Annotated in this window: 13 protein-coding genes; 9 read left to right on the forward strand and 4 right to left on the reverse strand. The window is 67.3% G+C overall.

The features are described 5' to 3' along the window. Nucleotides 1-26: 26 nt before the first annotated feature. The 3 genes from AC1DIN_RS11630 to AC1DIN_RS11640 form a co-directional block, all read right to left on the reverse strand. The gene (locus AC1DIN_RS11630) at nt 27-1,010 is read right to left on the reverse strand and encodes an ABC transporter ATP-binding protein (RefSeq protein ID WP_476809896.1); all 984 of its coding nucleotides are present in this window, start codon (nt 1,008-1,010) and stop codon (nt 27-29) included. Further along, nucleotides 1,007-1,975, reverse strand: coding sequence for an ABC transporter ATP-binding protein (locus AC1DIN_RS11635; protein WP_476809897.1), 969 nt, complete (start codon nt 1,973-1,975; stop codon nt 1,007-1,009). The genes AC1DIN_RS11630 and AC1DIN_RS11635 overlap by 4 nt, the downstream gene beginning before the upstream one ends. Before the next feature lie 304 nt (nt 1,976-2,279). Then, a complete protein-coding gene (locus AC1DIN_RS11640; RefSeq protein ID WP_476809898.1) occupies nt 2,280-3,200 on the reverse strand; it encodes a LysR substrate-binding domain-containing protein in 921 nt (306 codons plus the stop codon). A gap of 93 nt (nt 3,201-3,293) precedes the next feature. Between AC1DIN_RS11640 and AC1DIN_RS11645 the strand changes: the two genes are divergently transcribed. From AC1DIN_RS11645 to AC1DIN_RS11660, 4 genes are read left to right on the forward strand one after another with little or no spacing between them, the layout of a single operon-like run. After that, a complete protein-coding gene (locus AC1DIN_RS11645; RefSeq protein ID WP_476809899.1) occupies nt 3,294-4,259 on the forward strand; it encodes an extracellular solute-binding protein in 966 nt (321 codons plus the stop codon). Between the two features lie 13 nt (nt 4,260-4,272). Then, on the forward strand, nt 4,273-5,388 hold the full coding sequence (locus tag AC1DIN_RS11650) for an ABC transporter ATP-binding protein (protein WP_476809900.1): 1,116 nt from the start codon (nt 4,273-4,275) through the stop codon (nt 5,386-5,388). Beyond that, complete coding sequence (locus tag AC1DIN_RS11655) at nt 5,385-7,502, forward strand: ABC transporter permease (protein WP_476809901.1); 2,118 nt, start codon at nt 5,385-5,387, stop codon at nt 7,500-7,502. Before AC1DIN_RS11650 ends, AC1DIN_RS11655 begins: the two co-directional genes overlap by 4 nt. Next, the gene (locus tag AC1DIN_RS11660) at nt 7,503-8,750 is read left to right on the forward strand and encodes an aminotransferase class III-fold pyridoxal phosphate-dependent enzyme (RefSeq protein ID WP_476809902.1); all 1,248 of its coding nucleotides are present in this window, start codon (nt 7,503-7,505) and stop codon (nt 8,748-8,750) included. Nucleotides 8,751-8,942: 192 nt separating this feature from the next. Here the strand turns inward: AC1DIN_RS11660 and AC1DIN_RS11665 are convergent, their stop codons facing one another. After that, nucleotides 8,943-9,851 carry a LysR family transcriptional regulator gene (locus AC1DIN_RS11665; RefSeq protein ID WP_476809903.1) on the reverse strand — a complete coding sequence of 303 codons (909 nt, stop codon included), beginning with the start codon at nt 9,849-9,851 and terminating at the stop codon, nt 8,943-8,945. Between the two features lie 135 nt (nt 9,852-9,986). Here AC1DIN_RS11665 and AC1DIN_RS11670 point away from each other — a divergent pair, with 135 nt between their 5' ends. Genes AC1DIN_RS11670 through AC1DIN_RS11690 form a run of 5 tightly spaced genes read left to right on the forward strand, consistent with a single transcriptional unit; the run spans nt 9,987 to nt 14,126 of the window. Beyond that, nucleotides 9,987-10,646, forward strand: a complete 660-nt coding sequence (locus AC1DIN_RS11670; protein WP_476809904.1) for an RraA family protein — start codon at nt 9,987-9,989, stop codon at nt 10,644-10,646. Continuing rightward, on the forward strand, nt 10,643-11,863 hold the full coding sequence (locus tag AC1DIN_RS11675; protein ID WP_476809905.1) for an aspartate transaminase: 1,221 nt from the start codon (nt 10,643-10,645) through the stop codon (nt 11,861-11,863). The genes AC1DIN_RS11670 and AC1DIN_RS11675 overlap by 4 nt, the downstream gene beginning before the upstream one ends. Before the next feature lie 13 nt (nt 11,864-11,876). Beyond that, nucleotides 11,877-12,689: an ABC transporter substrate-binding protein gene (locus AC1DIN_RS11680; RefSeq protein ID WP_441470160.1), complete on the forward strand. Its 813-nt coding sequence runs from the start codon at nt 11,877-11,879 to the stop codon at nt 12,687-12,689. A 28-nt stretch (nt 12,690-12,717) separates the two neighbouring features. After that, nucleotides 12,718-13,416 carry an amino acid ABC transporter permease gene (locus tag AC1DIN_RS11685; protein WP_476809906.1) on the forward strand — a complete coding sequence of 233 codons (699 nt, stop codon included), beginning with the start codon at nt 12,718-12,720 and terminating at the stop codon, nt 13,414-13,416. Beyond that, nucleotides 13,416-14,126: an amino acid ABC transporter permease gene (locus AC1DIN_RS11690; protein WP_476809907.1), complete on the forward strand. Its 711-nt coding sequence runs from the start codon at nt 13,416-13,418 to the stop codon at nt 14,124-14,126. Before AC1DIN_RS11685 ends, AC1DIN_RS11690 begins: the two co-directional genes overlap by 1 nt. Nucleotides 14,127-14,129 lie beyond the last annotated feature (3 nt).

A 14,129-nucleotide genomic window follows, 5' to 3' on the forward strand; every position in this document is an offset into this window, starting at 1 on the left:
CTCCGGTGCAGGCAAAGGCTATCAGGTCAGGCAGCGGCCGCCGCCGGGAAGGCGGCGACCAGATGGCAGGCGGCGAGGCGGCCATCGGCCACGGCCTTGAGCGTCGGCGCCTCCTCCCGGCAACGGGCCACCGCGCGTGGGCAGCGCGGATGGAAGGCGCACCCCCGGGGCCGATCGACGGGATTCGGCGGATCGCCCTTCAGAATGATGCGCCCCTGCGTGCCGCGCAACGGTGTCGGCACGGCCGAGACCAGAGCCTCCGTATAGGGATGAGCCGGCGCATGGAACAGCGCGTCAGGCGGACCTTGCTCGACGATGCGGCCCAGATACATCACCGCGACCTCGTCGGCGGTCTGCCGGACCACCTTGAGATCATGGCTGATGAAGAGATAGGCCATGCCGAAGCGGACCTGCAGGTCCTGCATGAGGTTGATGACCTGGGCCGCGACGGAGACATCGAGTGCCGAGATCGGCTCGTCGCAGACGAGCAGCACCGGGTCGAGCACCAGCGCACGGGCCAGCACGACGCGCTGACGCTGGCCGCCGGAGAGTTCGTGCGGATAGCGTTCGAAGAGATCCGGCCTGAGGCCGACCGCGTCGAACAGCGCGAGCGCCTTCTGCCGCCGCGCGTTCTCGTTGTCCTCGAGCCGGTGGATGGCCAGAGGCTCGACGACCTGCTGCCCCACCGGCAGACGGCGATCGAGCGCGGCGAGCGGGTCCTGATGCACCATCTGCATCCGCCGACGCATGGCGCGCCAATCCCGGTCTCGCAGCGCCGTGACCGGGGCGCCCTCGAAGGTGATCTGTCCGCGCGTCGCCGCCAGCAGGCCGAGCGTCAGCTTCGCGGTGGTGGACTTGCCGCAGCCGGACTCCCCGACGATGCCGAGCGTCCTGCCGCGCTCGAGCGAAAAGCTCACGCCATCGACGGCATGCAGGATCCGGCGCTCGCCTCCAGCCGTCGAGACGGGATATTCACGCGATAGGTCGCAAACGTCGAGAAGCGGCGTCATGCTGGCACCTCAGTCTGGCGAGGCAACGTCGCGGCGGGAAGCAAGCCATCTCCGGACACCGGCAGCTCATCGAGCCGCAGGCACGCCGCCCGCTGGTCTTGCCCGGCAAAGACGAGCTCCGGCATGGCGCGGCCGCAGCGCTCGGCAGCAGCCGGGCATCGCGGGGCGAAGGCGCATCCTGCCGGAATGGCGGTCGGCGCGGGAACGGTTCCGGGGATCGGCGTCAGCCGCTGGCGTGGGCCGTCGAGTGTCGGCAAGGCCGCGAGCAGGCCCCGCGTATAGGGGTGACGCGGACGCGTGAGCAGGTCGCGCGTTGCCGCCGTCTCGACGATCCGCCCGGCATACATCACCGCGATGCGATCGCAGAGATCGCCGACCACGCCGAGATCGTGCGAGATCAGGATGAGTGCCATCCCCGTCTCGCGGCGGATGTCGCGGATCAGGTCGAGCACCTGCGCCTGGATGGTGGCGTCGAGCGCCGTCGTCGGTTCGTCGGCGACAAGCACGTCGGGCTCGCCCGCCAGGGCAAGCGCGATCATGACGCGCTGGTTCATGCCGCCGGAGAACTCATGCGGGTATTGCCTCAGCCGCCGCGGGCCATCGGCGATGCCGACGCGATCGAGAAGGCGCAGGGCTTCCCTGCGTGCAGGCTCCCCCGTCAGGCCGCGGTGCAGGCGCAGCACCTCGGCCAGCTGCGTGTCGATGCGCTGCACGGGGTTCAGCGCACTCGAAGGATCCTGGAAGATCAGCGCGATACGGCCGCCGCGAATGCGCGCGAGTTCGCGTTCGGACAGCCCTGCCAGGTCGCGCCCATCGAGCAGGGCTTCCCCGCCTGTCGTCACGCCCTGCCCCAGCAGGCGCAGCGCCGCGAGCCAGGTGATGCTCTTGCCGCACCCCGATTCCCCGACGATGCCGAGCGCTTCGCCTTTGGCGACGGATAGCTCGATACCGCGGACGATCGGCACGTCGCCCCGAATCGAGACGGTGAAATCGTGTAGGCGGAGCAAAGGCGCGCCGGCGCTCGCCGCGGCGAGTGCCGAGACGGACGCCGCAGGCCGATCCGGCGTTGGAACTGATGTTGGCTGCATGGCGGCTGGCATACCGCCGGCCTCATGACCGTCTTGTGACGAGGCCCTCAGAGGTTCAGCGCGACCCACAGTTTGCGCCTGGCTGGCCAGCTACGCAGACGCGCCGTTCCCCGGGTGGCGCTGGCTATGGCGCGCCGGGAGAGCGGGACCGGCGCCCTGTCGAGCGCGATCAGGCCCTCGGTTACATCAGGGGGCGACAGGTCCCGGATAGGCCAAGGGGGGCGTTCCGGGACCTTTCCTTGGCAACCACAGAGGCTACGGCGGAGAAGGCAGCCACGCTGCCCAGGCTGCGGGTCTCGCGCCGTGTAACGAGATACTCCCCGGCCACGATCTCGAAGTCAGAGACGGTGATTGCCCTGAGCCGAGGGTCGAAACCTCGCTCCTGATCGAGCACGATGCCGATGCCGATCCCGGCCGCAACCGCCTCCTTCACCGCTTCACGGCTGCCGAGGATGCGGTGCGGCGGAAGCTCAAGGTTGCATTCCGCCAAGGCCGCTTCGAAGAGTTGACGCGTCATCGAGCCGGCCTCGCGCGTCACGAGGCGTTGACCCGGCAATTCCCGCGCCTCGATGCTCTGTCGATCCCACCAGGGGTGGCCGGCGTGCACGAGAATCTCGACGCGCTGATCGACCAGGAAATCGCAGGCGAAATCCGGGTGGGGCTCCCTCAGGGTTGCGATGGCAATGTCGACACGGTGTTGCGCGACGAGTTTGAGAAGGCGGCTCGAGTTCTCCAGACGCACCTCGAGTTGAACACCCGCATGCTCAGCGGTGAACCGCTCCAGGATCGGCATCGCCACATAGGGCGCACATAGGCCGATCGCCAGATGACCAATGGCGAGGTTGCGGCCGTCGCTCATCCGGGCCGAGATGTCGTCGAGCATAAGGATGGCCTGGCGCACCTTCGGGAGCAGGTCGAGCGCGTCGGCGGTCAGCTCGACGCCGCTCGCCGTGCGCAGAAAGAGGCGCGCCCCGACGGCTTCTTCCAGGGATTTCACGTTCTGAGTGATAGCCGACTGGCTGACGCCGAGCGCCTGTGCGGCGGCGGAAAAGGTGCGGTGGTTCGCAACGGCGTGGAAGGCTCGGAGCTGGGCAAGATTCATCAGGCACCCGGAATAAGCATGGCTTCATTCCAATGTCACAAAATTTAGCAACACTTATATCACGACGGATAGCCAGACGGTACGGAGACTTTCATGCTCAACCTCTCCAGCAAGATGATCGCGCGTCTCGCCGCGACGGCGACATTCGCGCTCGCGAGCGGCGCGGCCCTGGCCAAGGAGGTCGTGATCTACAACGCCTCCGACAGCGTCAACAGCGCGCTCGTCGGCGCCTTCAAGAAGAAGCACCCGGACATCGAGGTGAAGTTCGTCTCCGGCTCCACCGGCCCGATCGCCGAGCGCGCAATCGCCGAAAAGGGCAAGCCGCAGGCGGATGTCGTTTATCTCGTCAATAACGTCGCCCTCGATCAGCTCAAGCAGGCGGGCGTGTTCGAACCCTACGAGCCGAAGGGCTCGAAGATACTGCCTGCTTTCCGCGATGAAGACGGCTTCTACAGCAAGTACTTCGCCACCACGATGTGCATGGTGGTGAACAAGGAGCGACTTGCCCAGAAGGGGCTGCCCATGCCGGCGACGTGGGAGGATCTGATCAAGCCGGTGTACCGCAAGGAGATCTCGCTGCCCTCGCCGCTGAAGTCCGGGACTGGTGGCGCGATCCTGACGACCTTCGTCGACGCCTTCGGCTGGCCCTTCGTCGAAAACCTGAACGAGAACGTCTATCAGTATTCGGACGGCGGCTCCGGCGGCGCGCAGCTGGCCGGCGCAGGCGAGGTCGCGGTCGGCCTGACCTTCGACACCACCTGCTTCGAGACCAAGGCATCGGGCAAGCCGGTGGAGATCGTCTACGGCCGGATCACCCCCAACGTCACCGAAGGCGGCGGCCTCGTCGCCGGCGGTCCGAACCCGGTCGAAGCCAAGATCTTCCTCGACTTCATGGCGGGCGACGACGCCGCCGCAGTGCTCGGCAAGGTGGTCGGCGCCACAGCGGTGCCCGGGTACGGCCTGATCGACCTCAAGCAGATCGCGCTCTGGCAGATGCGCCGCCCGGTCGACATGACCGCCTTCCGGCGTGAATTCGCCAGCCGCATCCTCAAGCAGTGACGGGCACGCGGCGGTGACCATACTTGCGGCCCCGCCCGCAGATGTCAGGCGGCCGGTCCTCGCGACCGGCCACTCGCATCTGGCAGTGCGCGATATCGTCAAATCCTATGGTGGATCCACACGCGCCGTCGATGGCGTCTCGCTGGATCTCGGCAAGGGCGAGTTCGTCACGCTGCTCGGCGATTCCGGCTGCGGCAAGACGACCCTGCTCAGGATCATCGCCGGCTTCGTGCGGCCGGATGGCGGGCAGGTGACGCGCTCCGGGCAGGATGTCACCGAGATGCCTCCGGCGCGGCGCCGGATGGGCTTCGTCTTCCAATCCTACGCATTGTTTCCAACGAAGACGGTCGCCCAGAATATCGGCTTCGCGCTCGCCATCGCCTCGAGCGGCCGCGCCGAGCGGGAGCGCCGCGTCGCCGAACTCGCTCGTCTGGTCGAGCTGGAGAGACTGCTCGAACACTATCCGCACCAGTTGTCCGGAGGCCAGCAGCAACGCGTCGCGCTGGCGCGCGCGCTCGCCTCCGATCCCGAGGTGCTGCTGCTCGACGAACCGATGTCGGCACTGGATGCGCGCATCCGGGTCAAGCTGCGCAACGAGCTCCGCGCGATCATCGACAGGCTCGGCATCACCACCCTCTACGTGACGCATGATCAGGAGGAGGCGCTCTCCCTGTCCGACAGGGTCGCCGTCATGCGCAACGGCCGCATCGAGCAGATCGGCGCACCGACCGAGATCTACCACCGGCCGTGCTCAGCCTTCGTCGCGCAATTCGTCGGCATCTCCAATCTCGTCGAGGGCCATGCGGTCAGCGGGGGCCTGGATGCGTATGGTGAGTTCTGGCCGATCGCGCTCCCGGCCGGAATCGGGCCGGGAGAACGCGTGACCGCCGTCTACCGGCCGGAACACATCGCGATCGCCCGTGAGGGCGAGGGCCTTGCCGGGCGGGTCGCAAGCTCGGCCTTTCTCGGAGCGGTTGTCCGCCTCACCGTGACGCTCGAGTCGGGACGCACGGTGATCGCGGACTGCCCATCGCACCGGGCCGAGCATTTCGACACGCGCGGCGCGCCCGTCACACTCACGCCGGATCCACAGCGAGCGGCGCTGATTCCGGCCCGGACCTCCTCGTGAGGCGGCTGCTGCGCCAATTGCCGCGCGGGCTCGTCAGCGGCATCGTCGCGCTGCTGCTGATCGTCTTCATCGGCGTGCCGATCGGCGCCGTCCTGATCGAGAGCTTCGTGATCTCCGGCCCTATGCCGCCGGCGCGCCTCAAGACCGTCACGGCCGAAGCACTTGGCCGGCTGCCGGAGCCGGAGAGTGCGGCCCTGATCCGGCGTTGGAGCGAGACGGCGACCGAGGCCGAGCGCGTCGAGGCGACCGCCGCCGCATTCCAGCTCGCCGGGCTCGCGCCGTCATGGGACCGCAAGGCGCCCTACTCGGATCAGGCGCGGGCTATGGAGGCCGCGTTCGCGGCCCTGCCTCCGCCAGACCGCGAGCGCGTGACGGAGAACCGGGCACTCGCCCATGTGATGCTGCACAAGCGGACCGCGCTCGCCTTCAGGGTCAAGAGCCTGATCGATCAGCAAAGCTTCGACACACTGCGCAACGGCAGTGAGACGCTTTGGGGATTCGACCACTATCTCAAGCTCTTCCAGGATTCGTATCTGCGCAACGCCGCGCTCAACAGCCTGTCGCTCGCCGCTTTGTCGGTCCTGTTCACGGTGCCGCTCGCCTTCGCGCTCGCCTATGGCATCAATTGCGGCGGCGTGCCCTGGCCCGCAGCGACGAGAGGCATCTTCCTGATGCCGCTGGTCGCGCCGCCCGTGCTGATCGCGACGGCCACGGTGATGCTCTTCGGCCGGCGCGGGCTGGTGACGCATACGCTGTTCGACCGGGGCCTCGGCCTGATCGACGCCGACGAGACCAACCTCTACGGCCTGCTCGGCGTCGTGCTGGCGCAGATGCTGTCCTTCATGCCGGCGACGCTGATCATCTTCGACAACATCCTGCGACGGCAGGACGGCCGGGTCGACGAGGCCGCCGCCAGCCTGGGCGCCGGCCCCTTCACCACCTTCCGGCACGTCACGCTGCCGCTGGCCTTGCCCGCGACCAAGCGCGCGATCGTGCTGGTCTTCATCATGAGCCTCACCGATTTCGGCAACCCGCTGATCCTCGGCCGTGACACGCCCGTGCTCGCCGGCATTATCTACGACGAGATCACCGCCTACCGGAACACGCCGCTGGCGGCGGCGCTCTGCGTCTGGCTGATCATTCCCTCGCTGCTTCTCTATCTTGGCCTCGAGCTGCTCGGGCGCCGCAAGGGCTATGCGAGCGCGAGCGTCACGGCGCGCTCCGAGCTGTCCGTACCACGCTCCTGGCGCATCGGCCTGACGGCCATCGCCGGGGTGGTCGCGGCCCTGATCTTCGCGGTCTACGGCACCATGGCGCTCGGCGCGGTGACAAGGGTCTGGGGCACCGATTGGAGCCTGACCCTCGGCTATTTCAGCGAGGAAGGCGTCAGGATCGGCCTTGCGGGAACGGGCTATGGCAGCTCGGAGCGCGGCCTTGCCCTCGTCTGGGAGAGCCTGCGCATCGGCATCATCGCGGGCCCGATCGGAGGGCTGTTCGCCGTGGTGATCGCCTATGTCGTCGAGCGCCTGCGGCCGCCCGGCGCCAATCTCATCGTCTTTCTGGTGCTGGTTCCGGCGATCCTGCCCGGAATCATCTTCGGCATCGGCTATATCGTCGCCTTCAACGTCCCATTCGGCATTCCCGACCTGTCGCTGACCGGCACCTCGGCGATCCTCGTCGTCAACATCCTGTTTTCGAACATCTTCGTCGGGGTACTCGCCGCGCGCGCCGCGCTCCAGCGCGTCGACCGCTCCATCGACGAGGCGGCCGAGAGCCTCGGCGCCGGGCTGGTCTCGCGCTTCGTCAGCGTCACCCTGCCGATCCTGCTGCCGGCCCTGCTGCTGGGGACGCTCTATGTCTTCATCGACGCGCTGACGACCCTCTCCTCGGTGATCTTCCTGGTTTCCGGCAACCACAAGCTCGCCTCGGTCGCGATCTTCAACCACGCCAACTCCGGCGAGTACGGCTATGCCGCCGCCAAGAGCCTCGTCCTCCTCGCCTTCGCGCTCGCGGCTATCGCTCTGGCGCGGCTGATCGAGCGCCACCGGGAGGCGACAGGCCGCCGCCGCCCGCCGGCGGCCCTGCCCGGCCTCCCTTCCACGATCTCCCGGTAAATGCCGATGCCCCTGGACCTCGTCTCGCGCGACGCCGCCGCCTTCTTCCATCAGGATGGATCGAGCCCCTGCCTCTCGGCTCTACGCGCCGTCGAGGGCATCTGGCTCGAAGATATCGACGGACGGCGCTTCGTCGACCTGCACGGCAATACCGCCCATCATGTCGGGCATCGCCATCCCGAGATCATCGCGGCGTTGAAGCGGCAGCTCGACACCCTGCCCTTCTCGCCGCGACGCTACACCAACGAGCCCGCCGTCGCGCTGGCAGAGAAGCTGCTCGCGCGCTGGCCCGGGCCGCCCGCCAAGCTCCTCTTCACCACCGGCGGCTCGGATGCGATCGAGATCGCCCTGAAACTGGCCCGGGTCGCGACCGGCCGCCATGAGACGATCTCGCTCGAAGGCTCCTATCACGGCCACGGCTTCGGCAGCTTCGGCCTGTCGAAGGCGGAGCCCGACCCGCGTCTCGGCCCGTTTCTGCCGGGGCGCCGGCATGTGACGCCCTATTGGGCGCCCGACGGTGCGCGGCGCATGCTCAAGGAGATGCGGGAGGCCTTCGCGCGGTCCGAGACCGGCATCGCCGCCGTCGTGGCCGAGCCGATCCGTTCGAACTGCCACATGCCCCCGGATGGGCTCTGGGCCGAGGTCCGCGAGCTCTGCGACCGGCACGGCGCCCTTCTGATCTTCGACGAGATCCCATCCGGGCTCGGCAAGACCGGCCGCTTCTTCGCCTTCGAGCATGTCGGCGCCGCGCCCGACGCGGTCGTGCTGGGCAAGGCGCTTGGCGGCGGCGTTCTCCCGATCGCCGCCGTGATCGCCGATGCAAGGCTCGATATCGCTCCCGAGCTCGACCTCGGCCACTACACCCATGAGAAGAACCCGCTGACGACGCTCGCCGCCCTAACGGCGATCGAGATCATCGAGCGCGATCACCTGGTGGAGCGGGCCGCCCTGCTGGAGCAGCAGATCAGATCGCGGATCGGCGAGATCGCCCGGGCGGCGCCGGTCATCCGTGGGGTTCGCGGCGCCGGCCTGCTGCTCGCGCTGGAATTCGACCCTGCGATGTGCGGCGCCGATCCTGGCCCCGGCTTTGCGGCCGATCTCGTCCGGGCCTGCATGGAGGGCGGTCTCTCGACGACCTCCAAGGGCGACGCCAGCATCGGGTTTTCCTTGCCGATGACCGTCAGCGATTCAGAGCTCGATCTGATATTCGCAGCCGTCCGGAAAGTGGCCGAGGCGATCCAACGCTGAACGTCGGATCGTCCGCGCGCGCCGTCGGATATCGACGAAGGCTTCGGCAGCAGCCCCACCTGCGGCGAGTTCGGCGCGCGGTCGCCGCGGTTCGACAACGCCGTTTGCGGACGCTGGATGACCGCTGCAAAGTCCAGCCCGGGCTGACGTCTCCAAGCTGCGGGCACGCCGCGCTGGCGTGCAACCCAACGCCTAATCGCTCGGCAGGCTGCGAGCGGTGAAATCGCAGCATCGCTGCGCGATGGCGGCGACGCGCTCGGCCAATGGCGAGATATCGCCCTTGCGATGCACGGCGTAGTAGCGCAGCGGCGGGATCGGCGGCTCGGTCTTGATGACGCGCAGGCGGCCGCGGGCGATCTCCGAGCCAAAATGGCTGGCGGTCAGGAAGGTGACGCCGAGCCCGGCCGCGGCGAGCGCCGCCAGGACGTTCAGGCTGTTGCACTGGACCACGCGATTGGATTGCAGCCCGTTGGCAGCCGCCCAATCCAGCACCAGCTTCTGCAGTCCCGAGCCAAAAGTCTGGCTCAGGATCGGGTACTTCGCCATCTCACCCAGCGGGATCACGTCCTCTTGTGGGCCGAACCCAGGCGCCGACACCCATTCGAGCTGGACGGAATCGAGCGGCAGCATGGCGAAGTCGGTGCGCTGCGGCGGGTCGAGGCCGATGGCGAGATCGAGCTCGTTGGCGCCGAGCTTGCCGAACAGGTCTACGCTGGCGGCAACTTCGGGCACCGGCACGACATTGGGATAATCCTGTTTCATCGCGACGATCAGCTTGGGCAGCCAGGTCAGGGCGACGAGTTCGGTCGTGCCGAAGCGGAAGGGGCCCGAGAGTGTCGCGGCGCCCCCAGCCGCCTCGCGGAAGCGCGGCTCCAGCGCCAGCAGCTCGGCGGCGATCGGCAGGCTCGCCTCGCCGGACCGCGTCAGACGCAGGACGTGGCTGGCACGGTCGAAGAGCGGCCCACCGACCACGGCCTCGAGCTCGATGATCCGCTTCGATACGGTCGATTGCGCCAGATGGAGATGCCGCGCCGCTTCGGTGAAACCGCCGAGCCGGGCAGTCCAGTAGAAGGCCTCGATCTGCCTCAGGCTCGCTGGCATCGCTCTCCTCGCCTTCTCTGCCGCCGCGTTTCCCAATGAAGAAAAGCGATCGATACCGAGAAATATATTCGCTTTCTGTCATCGGCACCATGTCACATAATTTCTGTAATGACTCCCTACGGGACAGAATCTTCCATGCCGCTGATCGGTCATCGCAATAATCCAAGCGGCCTCGCCGTCCCCCGCGCGATCCTCGACGGTTTCCGGGACGCTCCGGTCTCGATCATCTCGGACGTGATGAACCGCCTGCACGGGACCAAGTCGCTGCGGCCCTATCATCGCTCCGGCCGGCTCCTCGGTACGGCAGTGACGGTCAAGACCAGGCCCGGCGACAACCAGACCCTGCATCGCGCCTACGAAGTGCTGCGGCCGGGCGATGTCCTCGTCGTCGATGGCGGGGGCGACCTGATCCAGGCCCTGGTCGGCGAGATCATGATGAGCCGCGCACGCAAGATGGGCGTTGCCGGCTTCGTCATCGACGGCGCGATCCGCGACGTCGACGCGTTCCAGCAATCGGATTTCCCCTGCTACGCCCGCGGCGTGACGCATCGCGGCCCCTATAAGAGCGGGCCGGGCGAGATCAACGTGCCGATCGCGATCGACGGCATGGTGGTGATGCCGGGCGATGTCGTGGTCGGCGATACGGACGGCGTCGTCGCCTTCGACCGCGCCGATGCGACCGAACTCCTCGCCTTGGTCCGCCAGCAGGAAGAGCGCGAGGCAAACGCTCTCGCCGCGATCGCGGAGGGACGCGTCGACACCTTCTATATGGATGCCGAGAAGGCCGCGCCGTGACCGCGCCTGCGATCTCACTCTCCGCGCGCGTCAGCCGGATCAAGCCCTCGCCCAGCATGATGGCGCGCCGGCGCGCCCAGGAGCTGCAGGCGCAGGGGCACGACATCATCGACCTGACCACCGGCGAGCCCGATTTCGACACCCCTGCCCATATCCAGCAGGCGGCGAACGCGGCCATGGCCGCCGGCGAGACGCGCTATGCACCAGTCAACGGCACGGTGCGCCTGCGCAAGGCGATCGTCGCCAAGTTCGCGCGCGAGAACGGGGTCAGCTACGCACCCGACGAGATCGTCGTCAGCAGCGGCGCCAAGCAGGTGATCTTCAACGCGCTGGCGGCGACCATCGGCAAAGGCGACGAGGTCATCATCCCCGCGCCCTATTGGGTGTCCTATCCAGACATGGTGCTGGCCTGCGACGGCACGCCGGTGACAGTAGCCTGCGGCGAGAATGCCGGCTTCAAGCTCACCGCCGCGGCGCTGGAGGGCGCAATCACGCCGCGCACGCACTGGCTGATCCTCAACACGCCCTCGAACCCGACCGGGGCCTTCTACGCCGCTGCCGAGATGACGGCGCTGACCGAGGTGCTGAAGCGCCATCCGCAGGTGGCGCTAATGACCGACGACATCTACGAGCATATCCGCTTCGACGACGGCGAGCCGGTCTGCCCGATCGCGATTGCGCCGGAGCTGCGCGAGCGCACCCTCCTCGTCAACGGCGTCTCCAAGACCTATGCGATGACCGGCTTCCGGATCGGCTATGGCGCCGGCCCGAAGGCGCTGGTTGAGGCGATGAACGTCATCCAGTCGCAGACGACCTCCGGCGCCGCCTCGATGTGCATGGCAGCGGCCGCGGCAGCGCTCGAAGGCGATCAGAGCTTCGTCGAGGAGGCGCGCGCCGCCTATCGGCAGCGACGCGACCGGGCGGTCGAGCTGCTCGACGCAATCGACGGTATGAGCTGCTTGAAGCCCGACGGCGCCTTCTACGTCTATCCGAGTTGCGCCGGCCTTATCGGACGGCGCCGGGCGGACGGGCGAGTGCTCCAGAGCGATCTCGACGTCGCGCTCTACTTCCTCGAAGCGGCGGGCGTCGCCGTCCTCGACGGCTCGGCCTATGGGCTCTCGCCCTATCTGCGCCTGTCGATCGCGACCTCGCTCGCCACGATCGAGGACGCCTGCGCGCGCCTGAAGCGGGCAAGCGAAGCTCTGCAACGACCATAACAAGGGGATAAGGATGAAGGTCTTTTCGGTTCTCGGCCTCGCGGCCGTCCTCACCGCCGGCCTCGCGGCCACCGCCCAGGCCGACCAGCTCGCCGATATCAAGGCGCGCGGCAAGCTGATCTGCGGCACGCTCGGCACCTCCGAGCCGTTCTCCTTCCAGCATCCGCAGACACGTGAGATCGTCGGCTATGATGTCGACATCTGCAAGAAGGTTGCGGAGGCGGTCGGCGTCCCGCTCGAGCTGAAGACGATCGCGGTCGAGGCCCGCATCCCGGAACTGCTGCAGGGGCGGGTCGACATCCTTGCCGCCAATCTCGGCTATACGCCCGAGCGCGCCCAGCAGATCGACTTCTCCTATTCCTATTTCGTCAGCCAGCAGAAGCTGCTGACCACGAAGGAGTCGGGCATTACGACGATCGAAGGGTTCGGCGGCAAGAAGATCACCGCGCTCAAGGGCTCCACCTCCGAGCAGGGCGTGCGCCGGCTGATCCCGACCGCCGAGACCGTGACCTTCCAAGACACCTCCGCCGCCTTCCTGGCCCTGACGCAGGACAAGGTCGACGCCTTCTGCGCCTCCGAACTGATCCTGGTGAAGCTCGCCAAGCAGTCCAAGGTGCCGATGATCGTGGTCGAGAAGTCGCTCTTCGTCGAGCCCTGGGGGCTCGGCCTGCGCAAGGGCGAGGCGGCCTTCAAGGCTCTGGTCAACGAGACCCTCGCGAAGGCCACCGGCTCGGGCGAGATCGACAAGACCTTCTCGAAGTGGTTCGGGCCGGACACCGCCTTCAACATCCAGCGCGACTACAAGATCGAAGAGATCAAGGGCTGATCTGCAGCGGCGCCTCGGGAACCAGTCGATGACCTATGTCTTCGATCTCGGCAGCGTGCTGAGCGGGAAATATCTCGACTGGTTCCTGACCGGGCTTGCCACCACCCTGGCTCTGACGGCGGTGGCCTGGTGCCTCGCCATGACGATGGGGATCGTCCTGACCCTGATCAGGATGATCCCGTTCCCGCCGCTCGGCTGGTTCGTGGCGCTCTATGTCGAGTACCACCGCAACGTGCCGCTGCTGGTCCAGCTTTTCGTCTGGTATTTCGGCGTGCCTTCGCTGCTGCCGCGCCCGGCCCGGCAATGGATCAACGCCCATCACGGCGAATTCCTGTTGGCGGCGGTCGCGCTCGGCCTCGCCGCGGCGGCTTATGTCGCCGAGGATATCCGCAGCGGCATCCGCTCGATCCCGAAGGTGCAGTACGAGGCCGCCCGTTCGATCGGCTTCGGCTATCTCGGCGCAATGGGCTATGTCGTTCTGCCGCAGGCGCTGCGCATCGCCGTGCCGCCGCTGATCAACCAGACGCTGCTCCTGTTCAAGAACACCAGCCTCGCCATGGCGATCGGCGTCGGCGAGCTGACCTATCGGACCCGTGAGGTCGACAGCTACACCTTCAAGACCTTCGAGGCCTTCGCGGTCGCAACCGCGATCTATCTCGCCATCTCCTTCGGCATCATGGCGCTGGGCAGCTGGTCCGGCCACCGCCTCAAGCTCGAGACGCGCTGATGCTCGAGATCCTGCAGAACAACTGGCTGCTCTTCCTGGTCGGGCAGTATCCGCACGGGCCGATCGGCGGCCTCACCATGACGCTGTTCATGGCCTCGATCTCGCTGGCGCTGTGCTTTCCCTTCGCCATCGCGCTGGCACTCGCCCGCTTGAGCCCCCGTCGCTGGCTGCGGCTGCCGGCAACCGTGATCGTGCATACGGTGCGCGGCCTGCCGCTGGTAATGTTCATCTTCTGGGCCTATTTCGTATCGCCGCTGATCATCGGCCGGGCGGTCGGCGGGGTCGAAACGCTGGTGATCGCGCTCGTCGTCTACGAGGCGGCCTATCTTTCCGAGATCATCCGGGCGGGCATCGAGAGCCTGCCGAAGGGCCAGATCGAGGCGGCGACCTCGCTCGGCCTGCGCTACTGGCCGACGACGATCAAAGTCGTGCTGCCGCAGGCGCTGCACAACATGCTGCCGAGCATGGTCAGCCAGTTCGTCTCGACCATCAAGGAGACCTCGCTCGGCTATGTCATCAGCGCCCATGAGCTCACCTTCGCGGCCGCCCAGGTCAACAATGTCCTGCTGACGCAGCCCTTCGAGGTCTATGGCATCCTGGCGCTGACCTATTTCGCCCTCTGCTTTGCGCTGACATCGCTGGCGCGCCTCATCGAGCGGCGCATCTCGGCCGGCCGTGGCGGCACGCCCGGCATCGCGATCGCGGCCTGAGGC

The organism is Allobosea sp. 05T438 (genome assembly GCF_056396025.1).

Coding starts and splice junctions, on each gene's coding strand:
- AC1DIN_RS11630 (WP_476809896.1), bottom strand. CDS start 1,010: ATGACGCCGCTTCTCGACGTTTGCGACCTATCGCGTGAATATCCCGTC.
- AC1DIN_RS11640 (WP_476809898.1), bottom strand. CDS start 3,200: ATGAATCTTGCCCAGCTCCGAGCCTTCCACGCCGTTGCGAACCACCGC.
- AC1DIN_RS11645 (WP_476809899.1), top strand. CDS start 3,294: ATGCTCAACCTCTCCAGCAAGATGATCGCGCGTCTCGCCGCGACGGCG.
- AC1DIN_RS11660 (WP_476809902.1), top strand. CDS start 7,503: ATGCCGATGCCCCTGGACCTCGTCTCGCGCGACGCCGCCGCCTTCTTC.
- AC1DIN_RS11665 (WP_476809903.1), bottom strand. CDS start 9,851: ATGCCAGCGAGCCTGAGGCAGATCGAGGCCTTCTACTGGACTGCCCGG.
- AC1DIN_RS11670 (WP_476809904.1), top strand. CDS start 9,987: ATGCCGCTGATCGGTCATCGCAATAATCCAAGCGGCCTCGCCGTCCCC.
- AC1DIN_RS11680 (WP_441470160.1), top strand. CDS start 11,877: ATGAAGGTCTTTTCGGTTCTCGGCCTCGCGGCCGTCCTCACCGCCGGC.
- AC1DIN_RS11685 (WP_476809906.1), top strand. CDS start 12,718: ATGACCTATGTCTTCGATCTCGGCAGCGTGCTGAGCGGGAAATATCTC.
- AC1DIN_RS11690 (WP_476809907.1), top strand. CDS start 13,416: ATGCTCGAGATCCTGCAGAACAACTGGCTGCTCTTCCTGGTCGGGCAG.